The sequence below is a fragment of the Streptomyces sp. NPDC101178 genome (genome assembly GCF_044767965.1).
GTDB lineage: Bacteria > Actinomycetota > Actinomycetes > Streptomycetales > Streptomycetaceae > Streptomyces.
Genome location: NZ_JBIWOZ010000002.1, coordinates 207,960 through 232,024, shown reverse-complemented (window position 1 = coordinate 232,024; position 24,065 = coordinate 207,960). Strand labels below are relative to the sequence as shown.

Annotated in this window: 20 protein-coding genes and 1 pseudogene; 20 read left to right on the top strand and 1 reads right to left on the bottom strand. The window is 71.2% G+C overall.

Annotation, left to right across the window (positions count from 1 at the left end; all coding sequences use genetic code 11):
* Positions 1–35: 35 nt before the first annotated feature.
* The 3 genes from ACIRR8_RS05195 to ACIRR8_RS05185 are packed head-to-tail and all read left to right on the top strand — an operon-like array spanning position 36 to position 3,852.
* Complete coding sequence (locus ACIRR8_RS05195) at positions 36–2,543, top strand: Tox-REase-5 domain-containing protein (RefSeq protein ID WP_404059149.1); 2,508 nt, start codon at positions 36–38, stop codon at positions 2,541–2,543.
* Positions 2,544–2,602: 59 nt separating this feature from the next.
* Positions 2,603–3,301, top strand: a complete 699-nt coding sequence (locus tag ACIRR8_RS05190) for a hypothetical protein (RefSeq protein WP_404059146.1) — start codon at positions 2,603–2,605, stop codon at positions 3,299–3,301.
* Complete coding sequence (locus ACIRR8_RS05185) at positions 3,298–3,852, top strand: hypothetical protein (RefSeq protein ID WP_404059143.1); 555 nt, start codon at positions 3,298–3,300, stop codon at positions 3,850–3,852. The genes ACIRR8_RS05190 and ACIRR8_RS05185 overlap by 4 nt, the downstream gene beginning before the upstream one ends.
* Before the next feature lie 168 nt (positions 3,853–4,020).
* Here the strand turns inward: ACIRR8_RS05185 and ACIRR8_RS05180 are convergent, their stop codons facing one another.
* Positions 4,021–5,187, bottom strand: a complete 1,167-nt coding sequence (locus ACIRR8_RS05180; protein WP_404059140.1) for a PucR family transcriptional regulator — start codon at positions 5,185–5,187, stop codon at positions 4,021–4,023.
* A 211-nt stretch (positions 5,188–5,398) separates the two neighbouring features.
* On the opposite strand from ACIRR8_RS05180, the gene ACIRR8_RS05175 reads away from it, so the two are divergent.
* The 17 genes and pseudogenes from ACIRR8_RS05175 to ACIRR8_RS05095 all read left to right on the top strand — a co-directional run bounded on the left by ACIRR8_RS05175 (position 5,399) and on the right by ACIRR8_RS05095 (position 24,047).
* Entirely contained in the window at positions 5,399–6,325 is a 927-nt protein-coding gene (locus ACIRR8_RS05175; protein WP_404059138.1) for a proline dehydrogenase family protein, read from the top strand.
* Positions 6,326–6,379: 54 nt separating this feature from the next.
* Positions 6,380–8,011, top strand: coding sequence for an L-glutamate gamma-semialdehyde dehydrogenase (gene pruA, locus ACIRR8_RS05170; protein ID WP_404059135.1), 1,632 nt, complete (start codon positions 6,380–6,382; stop codon positions 8,009–8,011).
* Positions 8,012–8,271: 260 nt separating this feature from the next.
* A complete protein-coding gene (locus ACIRR8_RS05165; protein ID WP_404059133.1) occupies positions 8,272–9,345 on the top strand; it encodes a S1 family peptidase in 1,074 nt (357 codons plus the stop codon).
* 108 nt (positions 9,346–9,453) lie between these two features.
* Positions 9,454–10,005, top strand: coding sequence for a GNAT family N-acetyltransferase (locus ACIRR8_RS05160; RefSeq protein WP_404059130.1), 552 nt, complete (start codon positions 9,454–9,456; stop codon positions 10,003–10,005).
* A gap of 87 nt (positions 10,006–10,092) precedes the next feature.
* Positions 10,093–10,290: pseudogene (locus ACIRR8_RS05155) on the top strand (LysR family transcriptional regulator); the annotation flags it as partial.
* A 232-nt stretch (positions 10,291–10,522) separates the two neighbouring features.
* On the top strand, positions 10,523–10,651 hold the full coding sequence (locus ACIRR8_RS05150; protein WP_015611586.1) for a hypothetical protein: 129 nt from the start codon (positions 10,523–10,525) through the stop codon (positions 10,649–10,651).
* Positions 10,652–10,784: 133 nt separating this feature from the next.
* Positions 10,785–11,828, top strand: coding sequence for a 3-isopropylmalate dehydrogenase (locus ACIRR8_RS05145; RefSeq protein WP_404059127.1), 1,044 nt, complete (start codon positions 10,785–10,787; stop codon positions 11,826–11,828).
* Between the two features lie 257 nt (positions 11,829–12,085).
* A complete protein-coding gene (locus ACIRR8_RS05140; protein ID WP_404059124.1) occupies positions 12,086–13,189 on the top strand; it encodes a branched-chain amino acid aminotransferase in 1,104 nt (367 codons plus the stop codon).
* A gap of 163 nt (positions 13,190–13,352) precedes the next feature.
* The gene (locus ACIRR8_RS05135) at positions 13,353–14,387 is read left to right on the top strand and encodes an agmatine/peptidylarginine deiminase (RefSeq protein WP_404059121.1); all 1,035 of its coding nucleotides are present in this window, start codon (positions 13,353–13,355) and stop codon (positions 14,385–14,387) included.
* 43 nt (positions 14,388–14,430) lie between these two features.
* On the top strand, positions 14,431–15,042 hold the full coding sequence (locus tag ACIRR8_RS05130) for a TetR/AcrR family transcriptional regulator (protein ID WP_404059119.1): 612 nt from the start codon (positions 14,431–14,433) through the stop codon (positions 15,040–15,042).
* A 311-nt stretch (positions 15,043–15,353) separates the two neighbouring features.
* Entirely contained in the window at positions 15,354–16,961 is a 1,608-nt protein-coding gene (gene cimA, locus ACIRR8_RS05125) for a citramalate synthase (RefSeq protein ID WP_404059116.1), read from the top strand.
* Between the two features lie 240 nt (positions 16,962–17,201).
* Entirely contained in the window at positions 17,202–18,176 is a 975-nt protein-coding gene (locus ACIRR8_RS05120) for a LacI family DNA-binding transcriptional regulator (protein ID WP_404059113.1), read from the top strand.
* Positions 18,177–18,264: 88 nt separating this feature from the next.
* Positions 18,265–19,944 carry an ABC transporter substrate-binding protein gene (locus ACIRR8_RS05115; protein ID WP_404059111.1) on the top strand — a complete coding sequence of 560 codons (1,680 nt, stop codon included), beginning with the start codon at positions 18,265–18,267 and terminating at the stop codon, positions 19,942–19,944.
* Positions 19,945–19,963: 19 nt separating this feature from the next.
* Positions 19,964–21,067 (top strand): ABC transporter ATP-binding protein, encoded by a 1,104-nt coding sequence (locus ACIRR8_RS05110; protein ID WP_404059108.1) that lies wholly within the window; start codon positions 19,964–19,966, stop codon positions 21,065–21,067.
* A complete protein-coding gene (locus tag ACIRR8_RS05105; protein ID WP_398723713.1) occupies positions 21,064–22,044 on the top strand; it encodes an ABC transporter permease in 981 nt (326 codons plus the stop codon). Before ACIRR8_RS05110 ends, ACIRR8_RS05105 begins: the two co-directional genes overlap by 4 nt.
* 6 nt (positions 22,045–22,050) lie before the next feature.
* Positions 22,051–23,055, top strand: a complete 1,005-nt coding sequence (locus tag ACIRR8_RS05100; protein ID WP_404059105.1) for an ABC transporter permease — start codon at positions 22,051–22,053, stop codon at positions 23,053–23,055.
* Positions 23,052–24,047, top strand: coding sequence for an ABC transporter ATP-binding protein (locus ACIRR8_RS05095; RefSeq protein ID WP_404059103.1), 996 nt, complete (start codon positions 23,052–23,054; stop codon positions 24,045–24,047). Before ACIRR8_RS05100 ends, ACIRR8_RS05095 begins: the two co-directional genes overlap by 4 nt.
* Positions 24,048–24,065: the final 18 nt, after the last annotated feature.

The window sequence follows — 24,065 nt, the reverse complement described above, 5'->3', positions numbered from 1 at the left end:
CACGTCACTCATGGGCGCCGGGGATCGGATCACGTATGTCTGCTGTCGGTGGCATACCCGTAGCGGGAGGCCCGGCTCCGGCCGCCGCCCCGCACCGTGACCTCCCGGGCCCGCTCGTCGTCGTACGGGTGCTGCTCCTCGTCCTGCTCGGCGCGACGGCGCTCGGCGCGATCGGCCTCTCCGGCTCCGCGATCGCCGCCGACGCCATGGGCGCGCAGGTGCTCGGCATCCTGCTGTACGCCTCCGCGCCCGGCGTGCTCTGCGCGCTGCTGGCCTGGCACCTGCGGACGGGCGGCAGGCTCGTCCGGTGGGGGATCGTCGCCGTCCAGGTGTGGCTGATCATCGGAGGCCTGGGCAACCTGGCGGACGGGTCACCGGACGGGCTCACGCAGCTGGTGCTGCCCGTCGTGATCCTGGTGCTGCTGAGCCGGCCGCAGAGCCGGGCGTGGTTCCTGCTGCCGCCCCGGGAGCGCGGGGAGCCGCCGAGGTTCTCGCTCCCGCACCTGATCACCTGGCGCCGGGACCGGGGGCAGTCCGCGCTGGAGTACCTGGGGCTGGTCCTGATCGTCCTCGCGCTGATCGCGGCATTGACGGTGGGGGGCCTCGGCGGCCGGATCACGGAGGGGCTCCAGTCGGCGATCTGCTCACTGACCGGCAGCTCGTGCCCGGTCCCGGGCGGCAGCGGCGAGGTGGAGGCGGGGGATTCATCGGGCGGGACAGGGGCGGACGGGGGTTCGTCCCAAGGTGCCGATGGAGGCGCGGACGGCGGTTCCACGGTCACGGGTGGTACGGGAGCGTCCGGGGGCGACGCGACCGGCGGTACGGGTGGGCCTGGCGGCACGGGAGGGACCGGTGGTACGGGAGGGAGCGGCGGTACGGACGGAGCCGGCGGGACCACCACCGGCGGGACCACCACCGGCGGCGAGACGTCCGGCTCCACCGGCTCCACCGGTTCTCCAGGCACCACCGGCTCGACCTCAAGCGGCGGCACCGGAGGACCCGACGACGACGGCCGTCCCGGTACCGGCGTGGACACCTTCCCCGAGGACGACGAGGAGCCCGAAGCCGCCTACGACCTGCCGGTCTCCGCAGAGGGGGACGGCGAGAGCGGCGACGGCGGCGAGGAGGCCGGCGAACAGGAGGACTGCGGCGGCTGGGGCTTCTTCGGCTGCGCCTGGGACCGTACGACGCAGGTCTTCAAGGGCCTGGTGATCGACGGCATCTGGGGCGACATCTCCGGGATCATCGACCTGTTCAAGCCCGAGACGTGGGCCGGTCTCGCCGACTACGGCCGCCAGCTCGGCGACCGGTGGATGAAGGATTCGCAGGGCGCGGGCGACAAGTGGAGCGACGGCGACTACCTGGGCGCCATCTGGGACTGGGGCAAGGCCTCCGTCAACACCGTGGTCACGGTCGGGGACGACGTCTTCGTCGGGGACGAGGTCCGCGAGCGCTGGAACAACGGCGAGAAGACCCGGGCCGTCACCGATGTGATCTGGAACGTCGGCTCGCTCTTCATCCCCGGCTACAACGTGGCCAAGGTGGTCGGCAAGGCCGGAAAGCTCGGCAAGGCCGGCAAGGTGGCATCCGAGGTCGCGGACGCGGCGGGCGACGCGGGCGCGGCCGCCCGGCGGGCCCGGCTGGCGTCGGAGGCGGGCGACCTCGACGGCGTACGCAAGGCGGCGAAGGAAGCGGACGAGGCGGCCGACAGCGCGGAGGACGCGGCACGGAGGACCGGTTGTGCCATCGCCTCCGGGCCGCCGCCGCTGGTGCGGTACGGGGGCGGCGGGCCCGGCGGTGTCCCTGGCGACGGTACGGGAGTGCTGGCGGGCGGCCCGCCGGGCCGGGTGGTCGCGGCCAACGGAGGCTGCGACGAGGCGGCCAAGAAGGCGGCGGCGGAGGCGCGGGCGGCGGAACGGGCCGCACACCTGGAGCAGAAGCGGCTGGAGGAGCCGGAGCGGGCGCGAAAGGCGGAGCTGGAGAAGAAGCAGTATCCGGAACCGCAGCGCAACGACACCTCCGACCCGCGCAACTACAACCCGCCGTCCTGGGCCGACGATCTGACGAGCCGCACGCTCGGTGACGCGGACGCGGGCGACGGCTACTGGGCGAGCCGGGACCGCAACCCGGCGCCCAACTGGAAGAACGAGTCCTGGCTGCGCTACCAGGAGCAGATCACGGGGACGAACCGCGGCCAGGAGTACGTCGTTCCGCATCCGCGCGAGGGCAGGCCGGCCGTGGAGTACGACGGCTGGGACTCCTCCCGGCAGACGTATCTGGAGGCCAAGAACGGCTACGGCAGCTACCTCTCCAAGACCGACCCGGGCACGCTCACCGCCTCCGGCAAGGAGAAGTTCGTCGCCGAGGCCCGCGCGCAGGTGGAGGCGGCCGGCGGCAAGCCGGTGGAGTGGCACTTCTCGGACCCGGAGGTGGCGAAGGCGGCGCGCAAGGCGTTCCGGGACGAGGGGCTGCCGGTCAAGGTGGTTCCGACACCGGTGAAACCGGGCGACAGTACGAGGAAGCCCGGGGCCTTCGACGAGTAGCCGCGTTAGCCTGCACGCGAGCCGGCCGAGCGGTCCCGCGACGGAGGAGAGAGATCAGCATGCGACGTGTGGTGCGGGGCTTCTGGGGCCCGAGGCCGGAGCCGGCCGAGGCGCTGGCCGAGCGGTGGCGGCGGACCCTGGAGGGGCTCGCCGGGCTGGTCCCGGAGGCGGCGGAGGCCTGGAGCCAGATCCACGCGAACGGACCCGCCACCGCCCTCACCCCCGAGGGCGAGGCCCTGCTCGAAGCGGTGCGCGCCGCCCGGAGCGCGGCCGACTGGTCGGATCTGACGGGCACCGGGCTGCGGCTGGTCGGCACGGGCACGCCCGGCTGGGAGGCGGAGGTCAGCGGAGTGGCGGGCGGCGCACCGGAGTTCCTGCTCCAGTCGATCGCGGTGGTGCTCCACGCCCCGGACGACGCGCCCGTCCCCGAGGAGGACGTTCTCGCGCTCCTCGCCCGGGTGTGGGAGCCGGACTTCGGCGATGTGAGCGACGACGACGTGCTGGACGCGCTGGAGGACGAGGCCGGATTCTCGGTCGGGGATCCGGCGGTGGGCCGGGCCGGCTATCTCTCTCCGGCCCGCGCCGCCCTCGTACCGGACGGACTGGAGGCGGTCGGCCAGGAACTCCCCGGCGGCGGGCTGCTGTTGAGCGTCGCGCCTCCCGGTGACACCGCGCCGGTGGTGCGCGTGTGCGAGCGCCTGCGCGAGGCGGGGGCCCTGGCGCCGCTGCCCCGCCCGATGGACCGGTCGGTGTTGTGAGCTCCCGGGCCGGGGAGTCCTTCGTGCCGGCCCGCGCGGTGGCCGAGGCCGAACAGCTCCTCGCCACCGCCGTACCGCCGACCGGCCCCACCATCGCGCACGGTGACCCGGCGACGGGCGAGTGGACCGCCACCGAGGGCGCTGGCTTCCGTATCGTGCCGCTCTGGGAGGGCGACCCGCTGACCGGCGTGTACGCCCCCGAGTGGAACGACGCCGAAGACGCTGCCGAGGCCCATCTGGCCGGCCTGGCAGAGAAGTTGGACCTCCGCTGGGGCCCGCACACCACCGTCCGGCTGCATGTGCCGTTGCTGCGCCGGCAGTCCGGCGGCGGCGCGCCCGTGGAGCCGCTGTTCCAGGCGCTGTTCGCCGAGGATCTGTACGGGGACCTGGCGGTCTGGGGGCCGATCGGCGCGGCAGGCCCGGGAGGCTCCGGCGACCGCTGGTTCGCCGTGACGGTCGGCCACAGCGACGGGGACGCACCGCTGGTGCTGGCCGCTCTGGTCAGCGACCGGCCCTTGACGGAACCGGACGGCGGACCCGAAGGTCTTTGAGGAGGGCTTGAGCGGCCTTGCCACTGACGACGGGGGTAGTCATGGAGACGCTCTGGGCGGTCATCGCGGCCTTCGTGGTCCTGAACATCGTGGGCTTCCTCGGAGCCCTCGCCTTCGTCAAGCTCCACCGCCTGCTCGGCCGGCGCCGGGGCTGGTTTCGGCGCTGCTCTACAGCCGCGCCCGCTTCACCGCCATGTGCAGCAGCAGCCGGTCCTCGCCGTCGTTCAGGTCGAGGCCGGTGATCTGCTCGATCCGGGAGAGGCGGTAGTAGAGCGTCTGGCGGTGGATGCCCAGCTCGGCCGCTGTCCGGCTCGCCTGGCCCGCGCAGTCCAGGAACACCTCGGCCGTGTGCGCCAGCTCCTTGTGCAACGGGGTCAGCAGCGAGGCGACCGCCGGGTCGGCCGGATCCGTGCCGGTGCCGGGGAGGGCGGTGAGCAGGCGGTACGGGCCGATGGACGACCAGCGGGCGACCGGGCCGAAGCGGGTCTCGGCGCGGGCCGCGCGGGCCGCCGCCGTGGCCTCGCGCCAGGAGGCCGGCAGCGCGTCCAGGCCCCGCCGGGGCGCCGCCACCCCTCCCGTTGCTCCCGGACCCGCCCCCGTACGCAGGCGCTCCGCGGCGCCCGTCGCCGGGTCCAGCCGGTCCGCCGACCGCAGCCGGATGAGCGCCGCGAGCGACACGGACCCGGATCCGCCGTCACCACCGCCTCCCGCTCCGGTGATCGTCGCCAGTGCCGCCGCCGATGCCACCCCCCGTACCGACGGCGTGTCCTCCGCTTCCCACGGCGTCACGCACACCACCGTGTGCAGCCCCCCCGCGTCCGGGCCCAGCGCCTCCCGCAGCGCCGCGACCGCCGTGTCGTGCTGCCGTCCAGGCCCGGCCGTCAGCACCGCGCCGAACTCCCGCGAGAGGTCCGCGCCCGCCCGCGCCTCGTCGGAAAGCAGCGCTCCGATGCGGGCCGTGACCTCCATCGCGGCGGTCAGCTGCTCATCCGCCGGGCCGGGGTCGGTGTCGAGGAGCCAGACGTAGCCGAGGACGACGCCCCGATGGCGTACCGGAAGACAGAGGCGGTCCCGGAAGACCCCGGCCTCCGGCGCGGCGGGGATGCGGACCGGGCCGGTCGCCCGGGTGATGCCGAACCCCTCGAACCAGGCGCGGACGGCCGGGGTGGAGCGGCGGGTGAGGATCGAGCGGGTGCGGACCGGGTCCATCGCGGTGTCGTCGTCGCTGTCGTGGGCCCCGAAGGCGACCAGGCCGAAATCGCGGTTCTCCAGGGTGGCGGGTGCGCCGAGGAGGGCGGAGATCTCGTCGACCAGTTCCTGGTAATCGCCTGTCACACCGCCATTCTCGCACCCCTCCCCGCCTCCCTTCATACAGATGTCTGAGATGGCGGCCACGGATGCGTGACAGGTGTCGATGGCACAGGCTCGGCGGGGTACCTAGATTTCACGGTGGTTATCCGTGCCGTACCGGTCTGTTCATGTCCGTTCGCATACGTTCAGGTACATATCGTTACGGTCCTTCGTCCGTATATTCGTGGAGGTCCCCGTGCTGGGTCCCGTGATTCTCGCCGCGTCCCGCAGCGACAAGATGCGCCGGTTCATCTCGGCCGCGCCCGGCACCAAGCAGGTCGTCGACCGCTTCATCGCCGGGGAGACCGTCGACCAGGTCGTGCCGATCGTCGAGGACGCGGCGGACAAGGGCCTGGAGGTCACGCTCGACGTCGTCGGCGAGGACATCACCACCCCCGCGCAGGCCGAGGCCGCCCGGGACGCCTATCTGGAGCTCGTCGAGCGGCTGAAGGCCCTGGAGCTGGGCCCGCGCGCCGAGATGTCCGTCAAGCTGTCGATGTTCGGCCAAGCGCTGGAGGGCGGCCACGAGCTCGCTCTCGCCAATGTGCGCCCCGTCGTCGAGGCGGCCGCCGCCATCGGCACCACGGTCACCCTGGACGCCGAGGACCACACCACGCTCGACTCGATGTTCGCCATCCACGAGGAGCTGCGGAAGGACTTCCCGCAGACCGGCTGCGTCATCCAGTCCTACCTCTTCCGCACCGAGGCCGACGCCCGCCGCCTGGCCGCCGCCGGCAGCCGCGTCCGGATCGTGAAGGGCGCCTACAAGGAGCCCGCCTCCGTCGCGTACCAGGACAAGGCCGAGATCGACAAGGCGTACGTCCGCATCACCCGGATCCTCATGGAGGGCGAGGGCTACCCGATGATCGGGTCGCACGATCCCCGTCTCATCGCCATCGCACAGGAGCTCGGCCGGCAGACCGGGCGCAAACTGGATGAGTACGAGTTCCAGATGCTGTACGGGATCCGCAGCGACGAGCACATCCGGCTCGCGGCCGAGGGCCACCGGATGCGCGTCTACACGGCGTACGGCACCGACTGGTACGGATACTTCATGCGCCGCCTCGCGGAGAAGCCGGCCAACCTGCTGTTCTTCGGCCGCTCGATCCTCACCAAGGGCTGAGCCGGCCACCGGGCCGACCCACATCCCCGCCGACACCAAGGAGACAAGGCACTCATGGACGCCGTCACCCAGGTCCCCGCGCCGGTCAACGAGCCGGTTCACTCCTACGCCCCGGGCTCCCCGGAGCGCGCCCGCCTGGAGGCGAAGCTCAAGGAGCTCAGCCACAACCCGATCGACCTGCCGATGACCATCGGCGGCGAGAAGCGGATGGGCGGCGGCGAGCGGGTGAACGTCGTACAGCCGCACAACCACCAGGCCGTCATCGGCACCTTCGCCGGCGCCACCGAGCAGGACGCCCGGGACGCCGTCGACGCGGCCCTCGCCGCCGCTCCGGCCTGGCGCGCGATGTCCTTCGACGACCGCGCCGCGATCATCCTGCGCGCCGCCGAGCTGCTGTCGGGCCCCTGGCGCGAGACGCTGGCCGCCTCCACCATGCTCGGCCAGTCCAAGACCGCCCAGCAGGCCGAGATCGACACCCCCTGCGAGCTCGTCGACTTCTGGCGCTTCAACGTGCACTACGCGCGCCAGATCCTCGCCGAGCAGCCCCCGGCCAACTCGCCGGGCGTGTGGAACCGCATGGACCACCGCCCGCTGGAGGGCTTCGTCTACGCGATCACGCCGTTCAACTTCACGGCCATCGCGGGCAACCTCCCCACCGCGCCCGCGCTCATGGGCAACGTCGTGGTGTGGAAGCCGTCCCCGACCCAGACCCACGCCGCCGTGCTGCTGATGCAGCTCCTGGAGGAGGCCGGGCTGCCCAAGGGCGTCATCAACCTGGTCACCGGAGACGGCAAGGCCGTCTCCGAGGTGGCGCTGAACCACCGCGACCTGGCCGGCATCCACTTCACCGGCTCGACCCCCACCTTCCAGCACCTGTGGAAGACGGTCGGCAACAACATCGCCACCTACCGCACCTACCCGCGGCTCGTCGGCGAGACCGGCGGCAAGGACTTCGTCGTCGCGCACCCGAGCGCCGACCGCGCCGTGCTGAAGACCGCGCTGACCCGCGGCTCCTTCGAGTACCAGGGGCAGAAGTGCTCCGCGTCCTCCCGTGCGTACGTCCCCGCCTCCATCTGGAACTCCGGCTTCAAGGAGGAGTTCGCGGCCGAGGTCGACTCGATCGCGATGGGTGACGTCACCGACCTGAGCAACTTCATCGGGGCCGTCATCGACGAGCGCTCGTTCGCCAAGAACAAGGCCGCGATCGACCGCGCGAAGTCCGACCCGGCGTGCGAGATCGTCGCCGGCGGTACGTACGACGACTCGGTGGGCTACTTCGTCCGCCCGACCGTCATCGTCTGCTCGGACCCCGAGAACGAGGTCTTCACGACCGAGTACTTCGGCCCGATCCTCGCGATCCACGTCTACGAGGACGCGGAGTACGACGCCATGCTGGAGCAGATGGAGTCGGTCTCCGACTACGCGCTCACCGGCTCGGTCATCGCGGGCGACCGCGCGGCCGCCGCGCACACGATGGAGAAGCTCCGCTACGCGGCGGGCAACTTCTACATCAACGACAAGTCGACCGGCGCCGTCGTCGGCCAGCAGCCCTTCGGCGGCGGCCGCGCCTCCGGCACCAACGACAAGGCGGGCGCGCCGCAGAACCTCCAGCGCTGGACCCTGACCCGGGCCATCAAGGAGACCCTGGTCGCGCCGACCGAGTACACCTACCCCCACCAGGGCTGACACCCCTCCCCGGGACGCCGCAGCACGGCGCCCCGGGCCCCAGGGCCTTTTCGTGCAGGCCCCCTGAGCACCGCCCCCCGACCGGTCCCCCAACCGGCCGGGGGGCGGTTTCCACATACGCCCCGGTATGAGGGGCGGAGGCAGGGCGGTACGGATCGCGTCAACTGCCTCTGTGGCACGCGGTCTTGTGGTGAAGGTAATGAACATGCCAAATTCCTTCTCGGTACGTCCCCACACGTCACCCGAGAAGGAGCTCCCCCATGAGACGCAACTCCCGCGCCCGCCTGAGCCTTTCCCTCCTGCTCGTCGCCGGTGCCCTCGGCCTCGGCGCGACCCCCGCCACCGCCGCCGACGTCCACACCGCCGCCGCTGTCCCCTCGGCGATCCCCTCCGCCTCCGCGTACGCACTCGACGCCTCCGTCGAACGCACGCTCGGCGCCGGCACCGCCGGAACCTACCTGGACCGCAAGACCGGTGACCTCGTCGTCACGGTCACCACTGACCGGGCCGAGGAGCAGGCCCGCGCCGCCGGAGCCACCGTACGCAGGGTGGCCCGCAGCGCCGCCCAGCTCGACGCCGCCATGAAGACCCTCGAGACCGAGGCGAAGATCACCGGCACCTCCTGGGGCGTCGACCCGCGCACCAACCAGGTCGCCGTGGAGGCCGACTCCTCCGTCTCCGCACGGGACATGGCCCGCCTCGAAGCCGTCGCGAAGCGGCTCGGCGGTGCCGTGAGCATCAGCCGCGTCCCCGGCGTCTTCGACCGCGAGGTGCTGGGCGGCGGAGCCATCTACGGCGGTGGCAGCCGCTGTTCGGCCGCGTTCAACGTCACCAAGGGCGGGGCCCGTTACTTCGTGACCGCCGGACACTGCACCAACATCTCCGCCAACTGGTCGGCCGCCTCCGGCGGTTCGGTCATCGGCGTCCGCGAGGGCACCAGTTTCCCGACCAACGACTACGGCATCGTCCGCTACACCAACGGCTCCTCGCCCGCCGGAACCGTCGACCTCTACAACGGCTCCACCCAGGACATCAGCTCCGCCGCCAACGCCGTCGTCGGCCAGGCGATCCGCAAGAGCGGCTCCACCACCAAGGTGACCTCCGGCACCGTCACCGCCGTCAACGTCACCGTCAACTACGGTGACGGGCCCGTCTACGGCATGGTCCGCACCACCGCCTGCTCCGCCGGAGGCGACAGCGGCGGCGCCCACTTCGCCGGGACCGTCGCCCTCGGCATCCACTCCGGCAGCTCCGGCTGCTCCGGCACGAGCGGCTCGGCCATCCATCAGCCGGTGGTGGAGGCGCTCCAGGCCTACGGCGTCTCGGTGTACTAGAGCCGGACGCCCGGCGAGAGCCCTGGGGTACGGAGCCGCCGCGACCGGTTCCGTACCCCCATCGGCCCTGCGTGCCTGGTGGGAGCGGGTGCCTGGGAAACTGGGACCATGACCGAGCTCCCCGCGGTGCGCGCCGCCCACACCTATGAGCTGACCGCGGCCGTACGGGACGAGATCCGCACCCTGCTGGACACCGCCTTCGACGGCGACTTCGGCGACGACGACTGGGAGCACGCGCTCGGCGGTGTCCATGCCCTGGTCCGCGACACCGGCGGGCTCCTCGTGGCCCACGGCTCGATCGTCCAGCGGCGGGTGCTCCACGACGGCCGCTCGGTGCGCGCCGGTTACGTCGAAGCCGTCGCCGTCCGTCCCGGCCGCCGCCGCCAAGGGCTCGGCCACCGGGTGATGGGCGCGCTGGAGCGGGTCGTCGACGGGGCGTACGAGTTCGGTGCGCTCTCCGCCTCCGACGCGGGCGCGCCGCTCTACGCGGCGCGCGGCTGGCAGGTGTGGCCGGGCGGCCTCGCCGCTCTCGGCCCGCACGGGACGGTGGCGCTGCCTGAGGAGGAGGGCTCCACCTACGTCCGCCCGGCCGCCGGCCACGCACTGCCCTCGGCCGCGCACCCGCTCGTCTTCGACTGGCGCGACGGCGACCTGCTGTAGGCGGAGCGGCTCGACTCCCTTGCGTGCCGGCCCCACCCCGGAACACCGCCGCCAGGGCGTCGTGGTTTCCCGGGGGCCCGGTAGGTGATCATGCCCGGTCTGTCCCTCTGCGGAGCACCCGACGGAATCGAGATCACCGCTCTCGGACTCGCCCGCCCGACCCGCTCGATCGGCTGCCTCACCGCCCCTGAGCAGGCACGATCCCTCGCCGTGCGGGCGCTGATCCGGGAGCTGCGGGCAGAGCGTGGGGGAGCGGCCGTCTCAGATAGTAGGAAGTCCGACTAACTGTAGAGACAGAGCGGCCCGACTGTCCTAGCTTTGTAGGAGCCGAACGAATCGCTCGATCGAGCGACTGTGGCGGTTGCGGGCGCGCGCCCCGAAGCAGGTCACCCCCTGCGGCGTACGCTCCCCGCTCCTTCCGGCACCTCGAAATCCGATCCCGGTCCCGGCCTCGGCGCCGCACCACGCTGTGCGGCCTGCCCCCGGCATTCATGCGATCTCAAGGAGTCGATCCATCATGGCCAACACCACCACCCGCCGCGTCCGCCACTCCTCCCGCCAGGCCGAGGCCGAGCGCAAGAACGCCGCCGCCGCACTGCAGCGCGCCCTCGACCGCCGCGACAACGGCGGCTCGACCGGCCACTGAGCCGCCCACCGGTAGACCGCTCACCCCCACCCCGGAGCGCCCGAACACCCCGACCGGCCCGAACGCGCATACGTCGCGTCCGTATGGTGGACATCGGATGTCATGGGGTGGGACGCACCGTTAGGCTTCCCCTATGTCTCGCAGCATCGATCTCGCAGTGATCCCCGGTGACGGAATCGGCCAGGAAGTCGTGGCCCAGGGCCTCAAAGTCCTCAACGCTGTCCTCCCGCAGGATGTGAAGCTGGAGACCAAGGAGTACGACCTCGGCGCCCAGCGCTGGCACCGCACCGGCGACACCCTCCCGGACGCGGAGCTGGAGGCGCTCAGGAACCACGACGCCATCCTCCTCGGAGCGATCGGTGACCCGTCCGTGCCGTCGGGAGTCCTGGAGCGCGGGCTGCTGCTGAAGCTGCGTTTCGCCTTCGACCACTTCATCAACCTGCGCCCCTCCAAGCTCTTCCCGAACACCGCGACCCCGCTCGCCGGCCGTCCGGACATCGACTTCGTCGTCGTCCGCGAAGGCACCGAGGGCCCGTACACGGGCAACGGCGGCTCGCTGCGCACCGGCACGCCCGCCGAGGTCGCCACCGAGGTCAGCGTCAACACGGCGTACGGCGTCGAGCGCGTGGTCCGGGACGCCTTCGAGCGAGCAGCCGCCCGGCCGCGCAAGAAGCTGACGCTGGTCCACAAGAACAACGTCCTCGTCTACGCCGGCCACCTGTGGAAGAACACCTTCGACAAGGTCGCCGCCGAGTACCCGCAGGTCTCCACCGACTACCTGCACGTCGACGCCGCGACGATCTTCTTCGTCACGCAGCCGGAGCGCTTCGACGTCATCGTCACCGACAACCTCTTCGGCGACATCCTCACCGACCTGGCCGCCGCCGTCACCGGCGGAATCGGCCTGGCCGCCTCCGGCAACATCAACCCGACGGGCGCGTTCCCGTCGATGTTCGAGCCGGTCCACGGCTCCGCCCCCGACATCGCGGGGCAGGGCAAGGCCGACCCGACCGCCACGGTCCTCTCCGTCGCCCTCCTGCTGCGCCACCTCGGCTACGAGGCCGAGGCCGCCCGCATCGAGGACGCCGTCTCCGCCGACCTCGCGGAGCGCGACGGCGCTGCCACGCGTACGACCGACGAGATCGGTGACGCGCTCGCGGTACGCGTAGCGAGCTGACCCGACGACTCCACTTCGAAGCCGCCGGGTCGCATCAGCGCCCGGCGGCTTCACCTGTGCGGCCCCCGGGTGCCACCATCGACCCCTGGACCGCATTCCCACCATTTCGTGCCTGGCCCCCCGCGAGCGATAATCGAACGCGGGGCCGTGGCTCGTGGTGAAGCTCGGACGTCCTAGGACCTGACCGGAGAGCGTCGGGAGGAGGACGGGCGTGGGCGCGGTCCATCACACACAAGACCGGTGAAGGACACGCACTCATGACGACGCCCACGATCGAGCTCAAGCCCTCCTCGAACCCGCTGTCCGACGCGGAGCGCGAGGCGATCCTGGCCAGCCCCGGATTCGGCCGGCACTTCACCGACCACATGGTGACGATCCGCTGGACCGAGGGCCGCGGCTGGCACGACGCCGAGCTGGTCCCGTACGGCCCGCTGTCGCTGGACCCGGCCAACATGACCCTGCACTACGCGCAGGAGATCTTCGAGGGCCTCAAGGCCTACCGCCAGCCCGACGGCTCGGTCGCCTCGTTCCGGCCCGACGCCAACGCCCGCCGCTTCCAGCGCTCGGCCGCGCGCCTGGCCATGCCGGAGCTGCCGGTCGAGACGTTCATCGAAGCGTGCGACGCGCTGGTCCAGCAGGACAAGGCATGGGTCCCGGCGCACGGCGGCGAGGAGTCGCTGTACCTGCGCCCGTTCATGATCGCCACAGAGGTCGGCCTCGGCGTGAAGCCGGCCAACGAGTACCTCTTCCTGGTCATCGCCTCCCCGGCCGGCGCCTACTTCCCCGGCGGCGTGAAGCCCGTCTCCATCTGGCTCTCCGAGAACCGCGTCCGCGCCGTCCCCGGCGGCGTGGGCGACGCCAAGACCGGCGGCAACTACGCCGCCTCCCTCCTCGCCCAGGCCGAGGCCGCCCAGCACGGCTGTGCCCAGGTCGCCTACCTCGACGCCGTCGAGCACAAGTGGGTCGAGGAGCTCGGCGGGATGAACCTCTACTTCGTGTACGAGCAGGAGGACGGCTCCAAGAAGATCATCACGCCCTCCCTCACCGGCTCCCTTCTCGCCGGCGTCACGCGCGACTCCCTCCTCAAGGTCGCCCGCGACCTCGGTTACGGCTCCGAGGAGGGCCGCGTCTCCATCGACCAGTGGCGCGACGACACCGCGAAGGGCACCCTCACCGAGGTCTTCGCCTGCGGCACCGCCGCGGTCATCACCCCGGTCGGCATCGTGAAGACCGCGAACGGCGAGTGGAACCAGGGCGACGGCACCCCCGGCGAGGTCACCATGAAGCTGCGTGACCGCCTCCTCGACATCCAGCGCGGCATCGCCGAGGACACCCACGGCTGGATGCACCCGCTCGGCTAGGGCTTCCCGCTCCCGGTTCAGGCCGCACCCGGCTCCTTGCCGGTGCGGCCTTTTCCCTCCCCGACGGATAGAGCACTGCTCGAAGGAGGGTCTCAAGAACCTTCCATAGGACCTGTTCCACCTCCTAGAGTGGCACTCTAAAGATCCCGTCCCAGGAGCCTCCATGCCCGCCACCCCCGCCCCCTCCTTCCGCATGCCCCCCGAGTGGGCCCCCCACGAGCGCACCTGGATGGCCTGGCCCGGGCCCAACCCCACCTTCGCCTCCGACGCCGAGCTGGACGAGGCCCGCCGCGCCTGGGCCGCCGTAGCCCGGGCCGTACGCCGGTTCGAGCCGGTCACGGTGGTCGTCGGGCCGGGACAGGAGGAAGGGGCCGCGGCGCTCCTCGGGCCGGACGTGGAGCTGGTCGTCCGGCCGCTCGACGACGCCTGGATGCGGGACATCGGGCCCACCTTCGTCACCGACGGCCGCACGCTCGCCGCCGTCGACTGGACGTTCAACGGCTGGGGCGCGCAGGGCTGGGCCCGCTGGGAGAGCGACCAGCACATCGGCCGTGCCGTCGCCGAGCTGACCGGCACCCCGGCCCACAGCTCCCCGCTCGTCAACGAGGGCGGCGCCATCCACGTCGACGGCGAGGGCACCGTCCTGCTCACCGAGACCGTCCAGCTCGGCGAGGAGCGCAACCCCGGCTGGACCCGCGAGCAGGTGGAGGCGGAGATCCACGCCCGCCTCGGCACCGAGAAGGCGATCTGGCTGCCGCGCGGGCTGACCGGCGACTACGGGACGTACGGCACGCTCGGCCATGTCGACATCGTCGCCGCCTTCGTCCGCCCGGGCACCGTCGTCGCCCACGTCCAGCCGGACCCGGCCCACCCCGACCACGAGGTGACCCGGGAGCTGCTGGCCGTCCTGCGCGCCGCCACCGACGCCAAGGGCCGCCCGCTGGAGGTCATCGAGGTGCCCGCGCCCACCGCGCTGCGCGACGAGGACGGCGAGTGGGTCGACTACTCCTACATCAACCACTACCTCTGCAACGGCGGCGTGGTCCTCTGCGCCTTCGACGACCCGCGCGACGAGGAGGCCGCGGCGATCTTCCGGGGCCTGTTCCCGGACCGTACGGTGACCCTCGTCGACGCCCGTACGATCTTCGCCGGCGGTGGAGGCATCCACTGCATCACCCAGCAGCAGCCGAAGATCTGACCCAGCAGCCAAGGATCTGAACCCGTCCCGGGAGCCCCAGCCCATGACCCCCGCCCCCCGTCGCACCCACCACGCCGCCCCGCCCCGTGAAGCCGTCCTCGCCGCCGCCATGGCCACCATCGCCGCGCGCGGGCTCGACGGGCTGACCATGGCGGGGCTCGGGCGCGAGGTGGGGATGAGCAGCGGGCACCTGCTCTACTACTTCCGGACCAAGGACGAGCTGCTGCTGCGGACCCTGGAGTGGAGCGAGAACCGCCTCGGGGCCGAGCGCCGCGCCCTGCTCGCCGAGCCCGCGACCGCCCGTGAGCGGCTGGACGCGTACATCGGCCTCTACCTGCCCGCCGGCCACCGCGACCCGCACTGGACGCTCTGGCTGGAGGTCTGGGGCCGCTCGCAGAACGCGGACGACGACGCGCGGGCCCGGCAGGCCGCCATCGAAGGGGCCTGGCACCGGGACTTGGTGGCGCTGGTCGCAGAAGGGGTCTCGCGCGGGGAGTTCCGGGCGGTGGACGCGGACCGGTTCGCGACCCGGCTGCGGGCGCTGCTGGACGGGTTCAGCGTCCATGTGACGGTGGGCATCCCGGGGACGGGCCGCGAACAGGTGCTCGTACAGGCGGCGGAGTTCCTGGACGAGACGCTGGAAAGAAGCCGCTGACCGGGCGATGCGACCAGCGTCACGACCGCATCCTGAGACACCACCGTCACGGACGCGTCACTGTGCGACACTTCTGCCGTGTCCTCGTTCGTCATGATTATTGGCAGCAGGCGCGCCGGTCCGCAGTGACCGTCCCGTACCACCCCGTACGGCGCGGCCACCGTGCCCCAGACCCGCGCGCAGACCTCTCGCACCCGCGAGGGGTTTTTTGTTTTCCGGTCCGCACCCGGGCCGGGACGGCGCGCGCGGGATGATGGGGGCAAGTGGAACCAGATCGTCCGGTCCACTCATCCGACAGGAGCCAGATCAGCATGACCACCAAGGCCAACGCCACCGACGACAGTTTCCATGTCTTCGACACCACACTGCGCGACGGTGCTCAGCGTGAGGGCATCAACCTGACGGTCGCCGACAAGCTGACCATCGCCCGTCATCTGGACACCTTCGGCGTGGGGTACATCGAGGGCGGCTGGCCGGGGGCCAACCCGCGCGACACGGAGTTCTTCGCCCGCGCCCAGCAGGAGATCACGTTCGAGAACGCGCAGCTCGTGGCGTTCGGCGCGACCCGCAGGGCCGGTGGCAGCGCGGCCGACGACCCGCAGGTGCAGGCGCTGCTGAACTCCGGTGCCCCGGTGATCACGCTGGTCGCCAAGTCCCACGACCGCCATGTCGAGCTGGCCCTGCGCACCACCCTGGACGAGAACCTGGAGATGGTCCGCGACACCGTCTCCCACCTGCGCGAACAGGGCCGCAGGGTCTTCGTGGACTGCGAGCACTTCTTCGACGGCTACCGGGCCAACGCCGGGTACGCCAAGTCCGTGGTCCGGACCGCGTACGAGGCGGGCGCCGAGGTCGTCATCCTCTGCGACACCAACGGCGGCATGCTCCCCGCCCAGGTCCAGGCCGTCGTCTCCACCGTCATCGCCGACACCGGCGCCCGGCTCGGCATCCACGCTCAGGACGACACCGGCTGCGCCGTCGCGAACACGCTCGCCGCCGTGGACGCCGGCGCCACCCACGTCCAGTGCACGGCCAACGGCTACGGCGAGCGGGTCGGCAACGCCAACCTCTTCCCCGTCGTCGCCGCGCTGGAACTCAAGTACGGCATGAAGGTGCTGCCCGAAGGCGCGCTGGCCGAGATGACCCGGATCTCGCACGCCATCGCCGAGGTCGTCAACCTGGCGCCTTCCACGCACCAGCCGTACGTCGGTGTCTCGGCCTTCGCGCACAAGGCCGGGCTGCACGCCTCCGCGATCAAGGTCGACCCGGACCTCTACCAGCACATCGACCCGGAGCTGGTCGGCAACACCATGCGGATGCTGGTCTCCGACATGGCCGGCCGCGCCTCCATCGAGCTGAAGGGCAAGGAACTCGGCGTCGACCTGGGCGACGACCGCGCCCTGGTCGGCCGGGTCGTGGAGCGGGTCAAGGAGCGCGAACTCCAGGGCTACACCTACGAGGCCGCCGACGCCTCCTTCGAACTCCTGCTGCGCGGCGAGGTGGAGGGCAGGGCCCGCCGCTACTTCCGTACGGAGTCCTGGCGGGCGATCGTCGAGGACCGCCCCGACGGCGTCCACGCCAACGAGGCCACCGTGAAGCTCTGGGCCAAGGGCGAGCGCATCGTCGCCACCGCTGAGGGCAACGGCCCGGTCAACGCCCTGGACCGGGCCCTGCGCGTCGCCCTGGAGCGCATCTACCCGCAGCTCGCCAAGCTGGAGCTGGTCGACTACAAGGTCCGCATCCTGGAAGGCCGGACCGGAACCGAGTCCACCACCCGGGTCCTGATCACCACGGGCGACGGCACCGCCGACTGGGCCACCGTCGGCGTCGCCGAGAACGTCATCGCCGCGTCCTGGCAGGCGCTGGAGGACGCGTACACCTACGGGCTGCTCCGCGCGGGCGTGGAGCCCACGGAGTAGGCGCCGCCTGCCTGTTCACGAGAGCCGCCACCCCGGCCCCGGGGGTGGCGGCTCTCGTACGTTCAAGAGGTGAACACTCAACCCGCCCTGCCCGCCCGGCAGATGAGGCCCGACCAATGTCGACGTGAAGTATTGACGGCTCTGTATCGGCGCGGTTAACTCCAGCCGCAACGCCGGTACCGGTTCCGGAACCGGTACCGGAAACCTCTCCAGCACGTCTCCCGGCCCCTGGAGGCCCAGATGCGCGTCACCATCGCCGATGTCGCCCGTGAGGCCGGCGTCAGCAAGACGACCGTGTCGCGGGTCATCAACACCAAGGGCGAAGTGGACGGTTCCACCGCCGCCCGTGTTCGTGAAGTGATCGCACAGCTCGGCTATGTGCCCAGCTCCGGAGCCGTGGGCCTGGCCCGCGGCTCCAGCCGTACGGTCGGGATGCTCGTGCCCTCGCTGACCTGGCCGTGGATGGGGGAACTGCTCCAAGGCGTCGTCGACACCGTCGAGGCCGCCGACTACGGGCTGCTGCTGTTCACCTGCAACCGGGGCGCCGAGTCCGTCCAGCGCTTCACCAGCCAGGTGTCGGCGCGCGCCTTCGACGGGCTCGTCGTCGTGGAGCCGGAGAACACGCTCGACCACCTCACCGAACTGCACCGCGACGGCCTGCCGATCGTCCTCATCGACGACCGCGGCCACCACCCCGAATTCCCCTCCGTCGTGACCACCAACCACGAGGGAGGAGCGTCGGCGGCCCGCCACCTGCTCGCCGCCGGACGCTCCAGGCCCGTCGTCCTCACCGGACCCCAGCACTTCGGCTGCGTACGGGAGAGGCTCGGCGGATTCCGCTCGGTCCTGCCCGAAGGCCTCGTCGTCGAAGGCGACTTCACCGAGGTCGGCGGCCGGCTCGCCATCGAGCGGCTCCTCGCCGAAGGCGCCACGTTCGACTCCGTCTTCGCGCACAACGACATCAGCGCGGCCGGCGTGCTGCGCGCCCTGCGGGTCGCCGGGCGCCGGGTCCCCGACGACGTCGCGGTCGTCGGCTTCGACGACATCCCGATGGCCGAACACACCGAACCGCCCCTCACCACCGTGCGCCAGCCCACCCGCCGCATGGGTGAGACGGCCGCCCGGCTGCTGCTCTCCCACCTCGGCGGCACGCCCGTACCCGACGGCCCGGCCGTGCTGCCCACCGAACTGGTCGTGCGCCACTCGGCGCCGTGACGGACCGGCCGCCCGGCCGCGCCCCGCCTCACCCCTTCCACCCTCCGCCGGATCGCCCCGACCCGGCAGCCCTTTCCCTGGAGTCGCCATGTCGTCACGCCGTCGCACCACGCTCAGAGCGGTCGCCGCAGCCACCGTCGTGATCGCTCTCGCCGCCGGTTGCTCCGACGCCAACTCGGGCGCAAACAAGAACGGTGGCGGCGCCGCCACCGGCGTACTGACCCTCGGGAAGCCGGACGGGCCGCAGACCAACAACAGCAACCCGTTCCTCAACACCTCGGCGGGCGCCACGCTCGGCTACCGGTACATGATCTACGAGCCGCTGGCCATGACGAACATGATCAAGCCCACCGACAAGGCGGACCCGTGGCTCGCCACCGACTGGGAGTGGGAGGGCAACTTCACCAAGGTCACCTTCACCCTGGACGAGCGGGCGAAGTGGGCCGACGGCAAGCCCCTGACGGCGGCCGACGTGGAGTTCACCTTCAACCTGCTGAAGAAGCACTCGGCGCTCAACTGGAACGGCATCCCCTTCGACGGGGTCGCGGTCGAGGGCGGCAAGGTCGTCCTGACCTTCAAGGAGTCCCAGTTCGTCAACCAGAACAAGATCATCCAGACCTTCATCGTGCCCAAGCACATCTGGGAGAAGGTCGAGAACCCGGAGACCTGGCCCAACCGCACGCCCGTCGGCTCCGGCCCGTACAAGCTCAAGACGTTCACCCCGCAGACCACCACCCTGACCGCGACGCCGACCTACTGGAACGGCAAGACCAAGGTCAAGGAGCTGCGCTACACCGCGTACAACGACAACAGCGCCGCCACCACCGCGCTGGCCACCGGCAAGGTCGAGTGGTCCTTCGTCTTCATGCCGAACCACAAGCAGCTCTTCATCGACAAGGACCCCAAGAACCACAAGCTCTGGTTCCCCTCCGGCCTCGGCATCCACGGCCTCTGGTTCAACACCGCCCGCAAGCCCTTCGACAACCCGGCGCTCCGCAAGGCGATGGCGATGGTCGTCGACCGCAAGGCCATCCACATCCAGGCCCAGGCCACGCTCTACCCGGAGATCACCAACCCGACCGGCATCCCGCTCCCGGCCGGTGAACCCTTCCTCGCGCCGGAGTACCAGGGCGTCAACACCAAGCCCGATGTCGCCGGAGCCAAGAAGCTGCTCGACGAGGCCGGCTTCACGCTCAGCGGGGGCGTGCTCAAGGACCCGTCCGGCAAGCCGGTGACGCTCACCTTCACCGACCCGGCCGGCTGGAACGACTACATCACCGGTCTCGCGATCATCAAGGACAACATCAAGCAGCTCGGCATCGAGGCCAAGGTCAAGACCCAGACCGCCGAGGCCTGGGGCGTGGACGTGGCCAACGGCAACTTCGACGCCACGCTGCGCTGGACCAACAGCGGCGCCACGCCGTACGACATGTACCAGAACGTCATGGACGGCGCGCTCCTCCAGCCCATCGGCAAGAGCTCCCAGCAGGGCAACTTCGGCCGCTTCAAGAGCGACGAGGCCACCGGCGCCCTGAAGGAGTACGCCAACGCCAAGGACGAGAAGACCCGCACCACGGCGCTGAACACGATCCAGAAGATCTTCGTCGAGCAGGCGCCCATGATCCCAACCGCCGCCGCCCCCATCGGCGCCGAGTACTCCACCAAGAACTGGATCGGCTGGCCCACCGAGGCCAACCCCTACGCCCCGCCGCAGCACACCCAGCCCAGCGCGCTGGAGATCGTGCTGAACCTCACGCCCGCCAAGTAAGTACGGGGAAGAACCGGCCATGACCACCGATCAGTCCGAGACCGTACGCACCGGCACCGACGTGGTGCTGGAAGCGCGCGGGGTCACCAAGCACTTTCCCCTGCGCCGCACCGCGCGCGACCTGTTCGCCCGGGAGCGCCGCAGCGTCCACGCCGTCGACGACGTCTCGCTCCAGCTCCGGCGCGGCACCGTCACGGCCCTGGTGGGGGAGTCCGGCTCGGGCAAGTCCACCGTCGCCCGCCTGCTCGCCCAGCTCCATCCGCTCACCTCGGGCGAGATACGGCTGGGCGGCGAGCCGACCGTCGCCGGTCGTGGCCGGTCCTTCCGCCGTTACGTACGCCAGGTCCAGCTGATCTTCCAGGACCCGTTCGCCTCGCTGAACCCGGTGCACACCGTGCGCTACCACCTCACCCGCGCCCTGAAGATCCACGGCCGGGCGGGGAACGGGGACAAGGAGCTGGAGCAGGCGCTGACCGACCTGCTGAACCGGGTCCAGCTCACCCCGCCGCACCAGTACCTGGACAAGTTCCCGCACGAGCTCTCCGGCGGCCAGCGCCAGCGCGTCGCCATCGCCCGCGCGCTCGGCGCCGACCCGCGGGTCCTCCTCGCCGACGAGCCGGTCTCCATGCTCGACGTGTCGATCCGGCTCGGCGTCCTCAACCTGCTCCGCGACCTCAAGGAGCGCCTCCACCTGGCGATCCTCTACATCACCCACGACATCGCCTCCGCCCGCTACTTCGCGGACACCACCCTCGTCATGTACGCGGGGAGGATCGTCGAGGGCGGCGACAGCGAGACCGTGACCCAGCGCCCCGCCCACCCCTACACCCAACTCCTCATCGCCTCGGCGCCCGACCCGGACCGGATCGTCGCCGAGGAGGAACAGGAGGAGACCGGCACCGGCGAACCACCCTCCCTCATCGCCCCACCGGCCGGCTGCCGCTTCCACCCGCGCTGCCCCAAGGCCATGGAGCGCTGCCGCACCGACCTCCCGCCGCGCTTCGACCTGGCGGACGGGCAGTGGGCGGCGTGCTGGCTGTACGAGGGCGTCGGCGCACGGTCGTACGAGAACGAGGGCACGGGCCCGCGCGCCGCCGCGGCCGGCAAGGAGACCTCCCGGTGAAGTACCTCCTCCAACGGCTCGCGTTCTACGCTGTCACCGCCTGGGCCGCCATCACCATCAACTTCCTCATCCCGCGCCTGATGCCCGGCGACCCCGTCCAGGCGCTGCTCAGCCGCTACCAGGGCCAGCTCGACACCAAGGCCATCGACTCCCTCAAGGCCCTCTTCGGCCTCGACGAGCAGCAGTCCCTCTGGCAGCAGTACACCGACTACTGGGCCCACCTCCTCGACGGCGACCTCGGCCTCTCCTTCACCTTCTTCCCGACCCCGGTCAGCGAGGTGATCGTCCAGTCCCTGCCCTGGACGCTCGCGCTGGTCGGCGTCACCACGGTCCTCAGCTTCCTCCTCGGCACCGGCATCGGCGTCTACAGCGGCTGGAAGCGCGGCTCCTGGCTGGACGGCCTGCTGCCGGTCACCACCTTCATCTCCTCCATCCCGTACTTCTGGCTCGGCCTCATCGCCATCGCCCTGTTCGCCGAGAAGTGGTCCCTCTTCCCGAACTCCGGCGGTTACGACAGCGCCCTCGTCCCGGCCTTCGACTGGCCGTTCATCTCCAGCGCGCTCTACCACGCCTTCCTGCCCGGCGTGACGATCGTGCTCAGCGCGGTGGCCGGCTGGATCCTCGGCATGCGGAACATGATGGTCACCGTCTCCTCCGAGGACTACGTGATGGTGGCGCAGGCCAAGGGCCTGTCCGAGCGGCGCGTGATGTTCGGCTACGCGGCCCGCAACGCCGTCCTCCCCAACATCTCCGGCTTCGCGCTCTCGCTCGGCTTCATCGTCGGCGGCACACTGCTGGTCGAGATGGTCTTCACCTATCCGGGCATCGGCTTCCAGCTGCTCCAGGCGGTCGGCGCCAAGGACTACCCGCTGATGCAGGGCGTCTTCCTGATCATCACGCTCTCGGTCCTGGCCGCGAACCTGCTCGCCGACCTCGTCTACGCCGCTCTCGACCCCCGCACCCGGAAGGAGGCGTAGCCCGCCATGTCCATCACCGCCACCGATGTCGCCGTCCTGGACGGCGCGCCCGCACCCGAGGCGCCCACCCGCCGGGCCCGGCTCCGGTTCCTGCGCGGCGGCAAGACCCGGACCGGGCTGCTCATGCTCGCGTTCTTCGTCCTGCTGGCCGTCATCGGCCCGTGGATCGCCCCGTACGACCCCGACGCGATGAGCGACCAGCTCCTCCAACCGCCTTCCGGCGCGCACTGGTTCGGCACCACCCACACCGGGCAGGACGTCTTCTCCCAGATCCTCGTCGGCACCCGGGGCGTCCTGATCGTCGGTCTCGTCGCGGCGGTCATCGCCACCGTGCTCTCGGTCCTCGTCGGGGTCACCGCCGGGTTCCTCGGCGGCGCGATCGACGAGATCCTCTCCGCACTCGCCAACATCTTCCTGGTGCTGCCCGGACTCCCGCTGATCATCATCGTCGCGAGCTTCGTCCCCGACACCGGCGACCTGCTCATCGCCTTCGCCATCGCCCTGACCTCGTGGGCCTGGGGATCGCGGATCCTGCGCGCCCAGACGCTGTCGCTGCGCCGCCGCGACTACGTGGAGGCGGCCCGCGCCACCGGTGAGTCGACCTGGCGGATCATCCTCTTCGAGATCATGCCGAACCTCACCGCCGTGATCGCCTCCGGCTTCGTCGGCACGGTCATCTTCGCCGTCCTCACCGAGATCACCCTCGCCTTCATCGGCGTCGCGGACATCTCGCACTGGAACTGGGGCACGATCCTCTTCTGGGCCCAGTCCAACCAGGCCCTCGCCCAGGGCGCCTGGTGGTGGTTCGTCCCGGCCGGGCTCTGCATCGCGCTGCTCGGCACCGCACTCGCCCTCATCAACTTCGGCATCGACGAGTTCGTCAACCCGCGCCTGCGCACCGCCACCGGCTCCTCCCGGAAGGTGAAGATGCGCGTCGGCTTCACCCCGGTCGCCCGGAAGCCGCTGAACGGCGGCCATCGCCAGCACAGCAGCAAGGAGCCGCGCCCATGAGCGCCGAGCCGGTCCTGACCATCAGCGGACTGAACGTCGACTACGGCACCGACGAGCGGGCCGTGCACGCGCTAAGGGACATCGACCTCACTCTGCACCGAGGCGAAGTCCTTGGCCTGGCTGGCGAGTCGGGGTCGGGCAAGTCGACCCTCGCCTACGCCGTGACCCGGTTGCTCGCGCCGCCCGGCGTCATCACCGGCGGAGAGGTGCACTACCACCGGCCGGGCGGCGACCGGCTCGACATCCTCTCGCTCTCGCCGGAGCAGCTGCGCGCCTTCCGCTGGCAGGAGCTGTCCCTGGTCTTCCAGGGCGCGATGAACTCGCTCAACCCGGTGCACACCGTCCACAGCCAGCTCACGGACGTCCTGAAGGCCCACCGCCCCGACCTGAGGAAGGCCCAACGGACAGACCGCGCGAAGGAGTTGCTCAGTCTGGTCGGCATCTCCGCCGACCGGCTCGCCGCCTACCCGCACCAGCTCTCCGGCGGCATGCGGCAGCGCGTGATGATCGCGATGGCGCTCGCGCTGGAGCCCGAGATCGTCATCATGGACGAGCCGACGACCGCGCTGGACGTGGTGATGCAGCGCCAGATCCTGCGACGGCTGGTCCAGTTGAGGGAACAGCTCAACTTCTCCGTCGTGTTCATCACCCACGACATCTCGCTCCTGATCGAATTCTCGGACCGGATCGCGATCATGTACGGGGGCCGCATCGTGGAGGAGGCGGGCGCGGCCGAGATCTACCGCGACCCGCGCCACCCCTACAGCGACGGCCTGCTCCACTCCTTCCCGGCGCTCCACGGCCCGCGCCGCGAACTGACCGGCATCCCCGGCTCACCGCCGCACCTGTCCGCGATGCCCGCCGGCTGCGCGTTCCACCCGCGCTGCGGCAAGGCGTTCGAGCCGTGCGCCGTACGGGTCCCGCCGCTGGCGGCCCCGGCCCAGGCGCCGGCCGAAGACCACCGCACGGTCGCCTGCCATCTGCACGGCTGACCAGGCTGCCCCACCCGA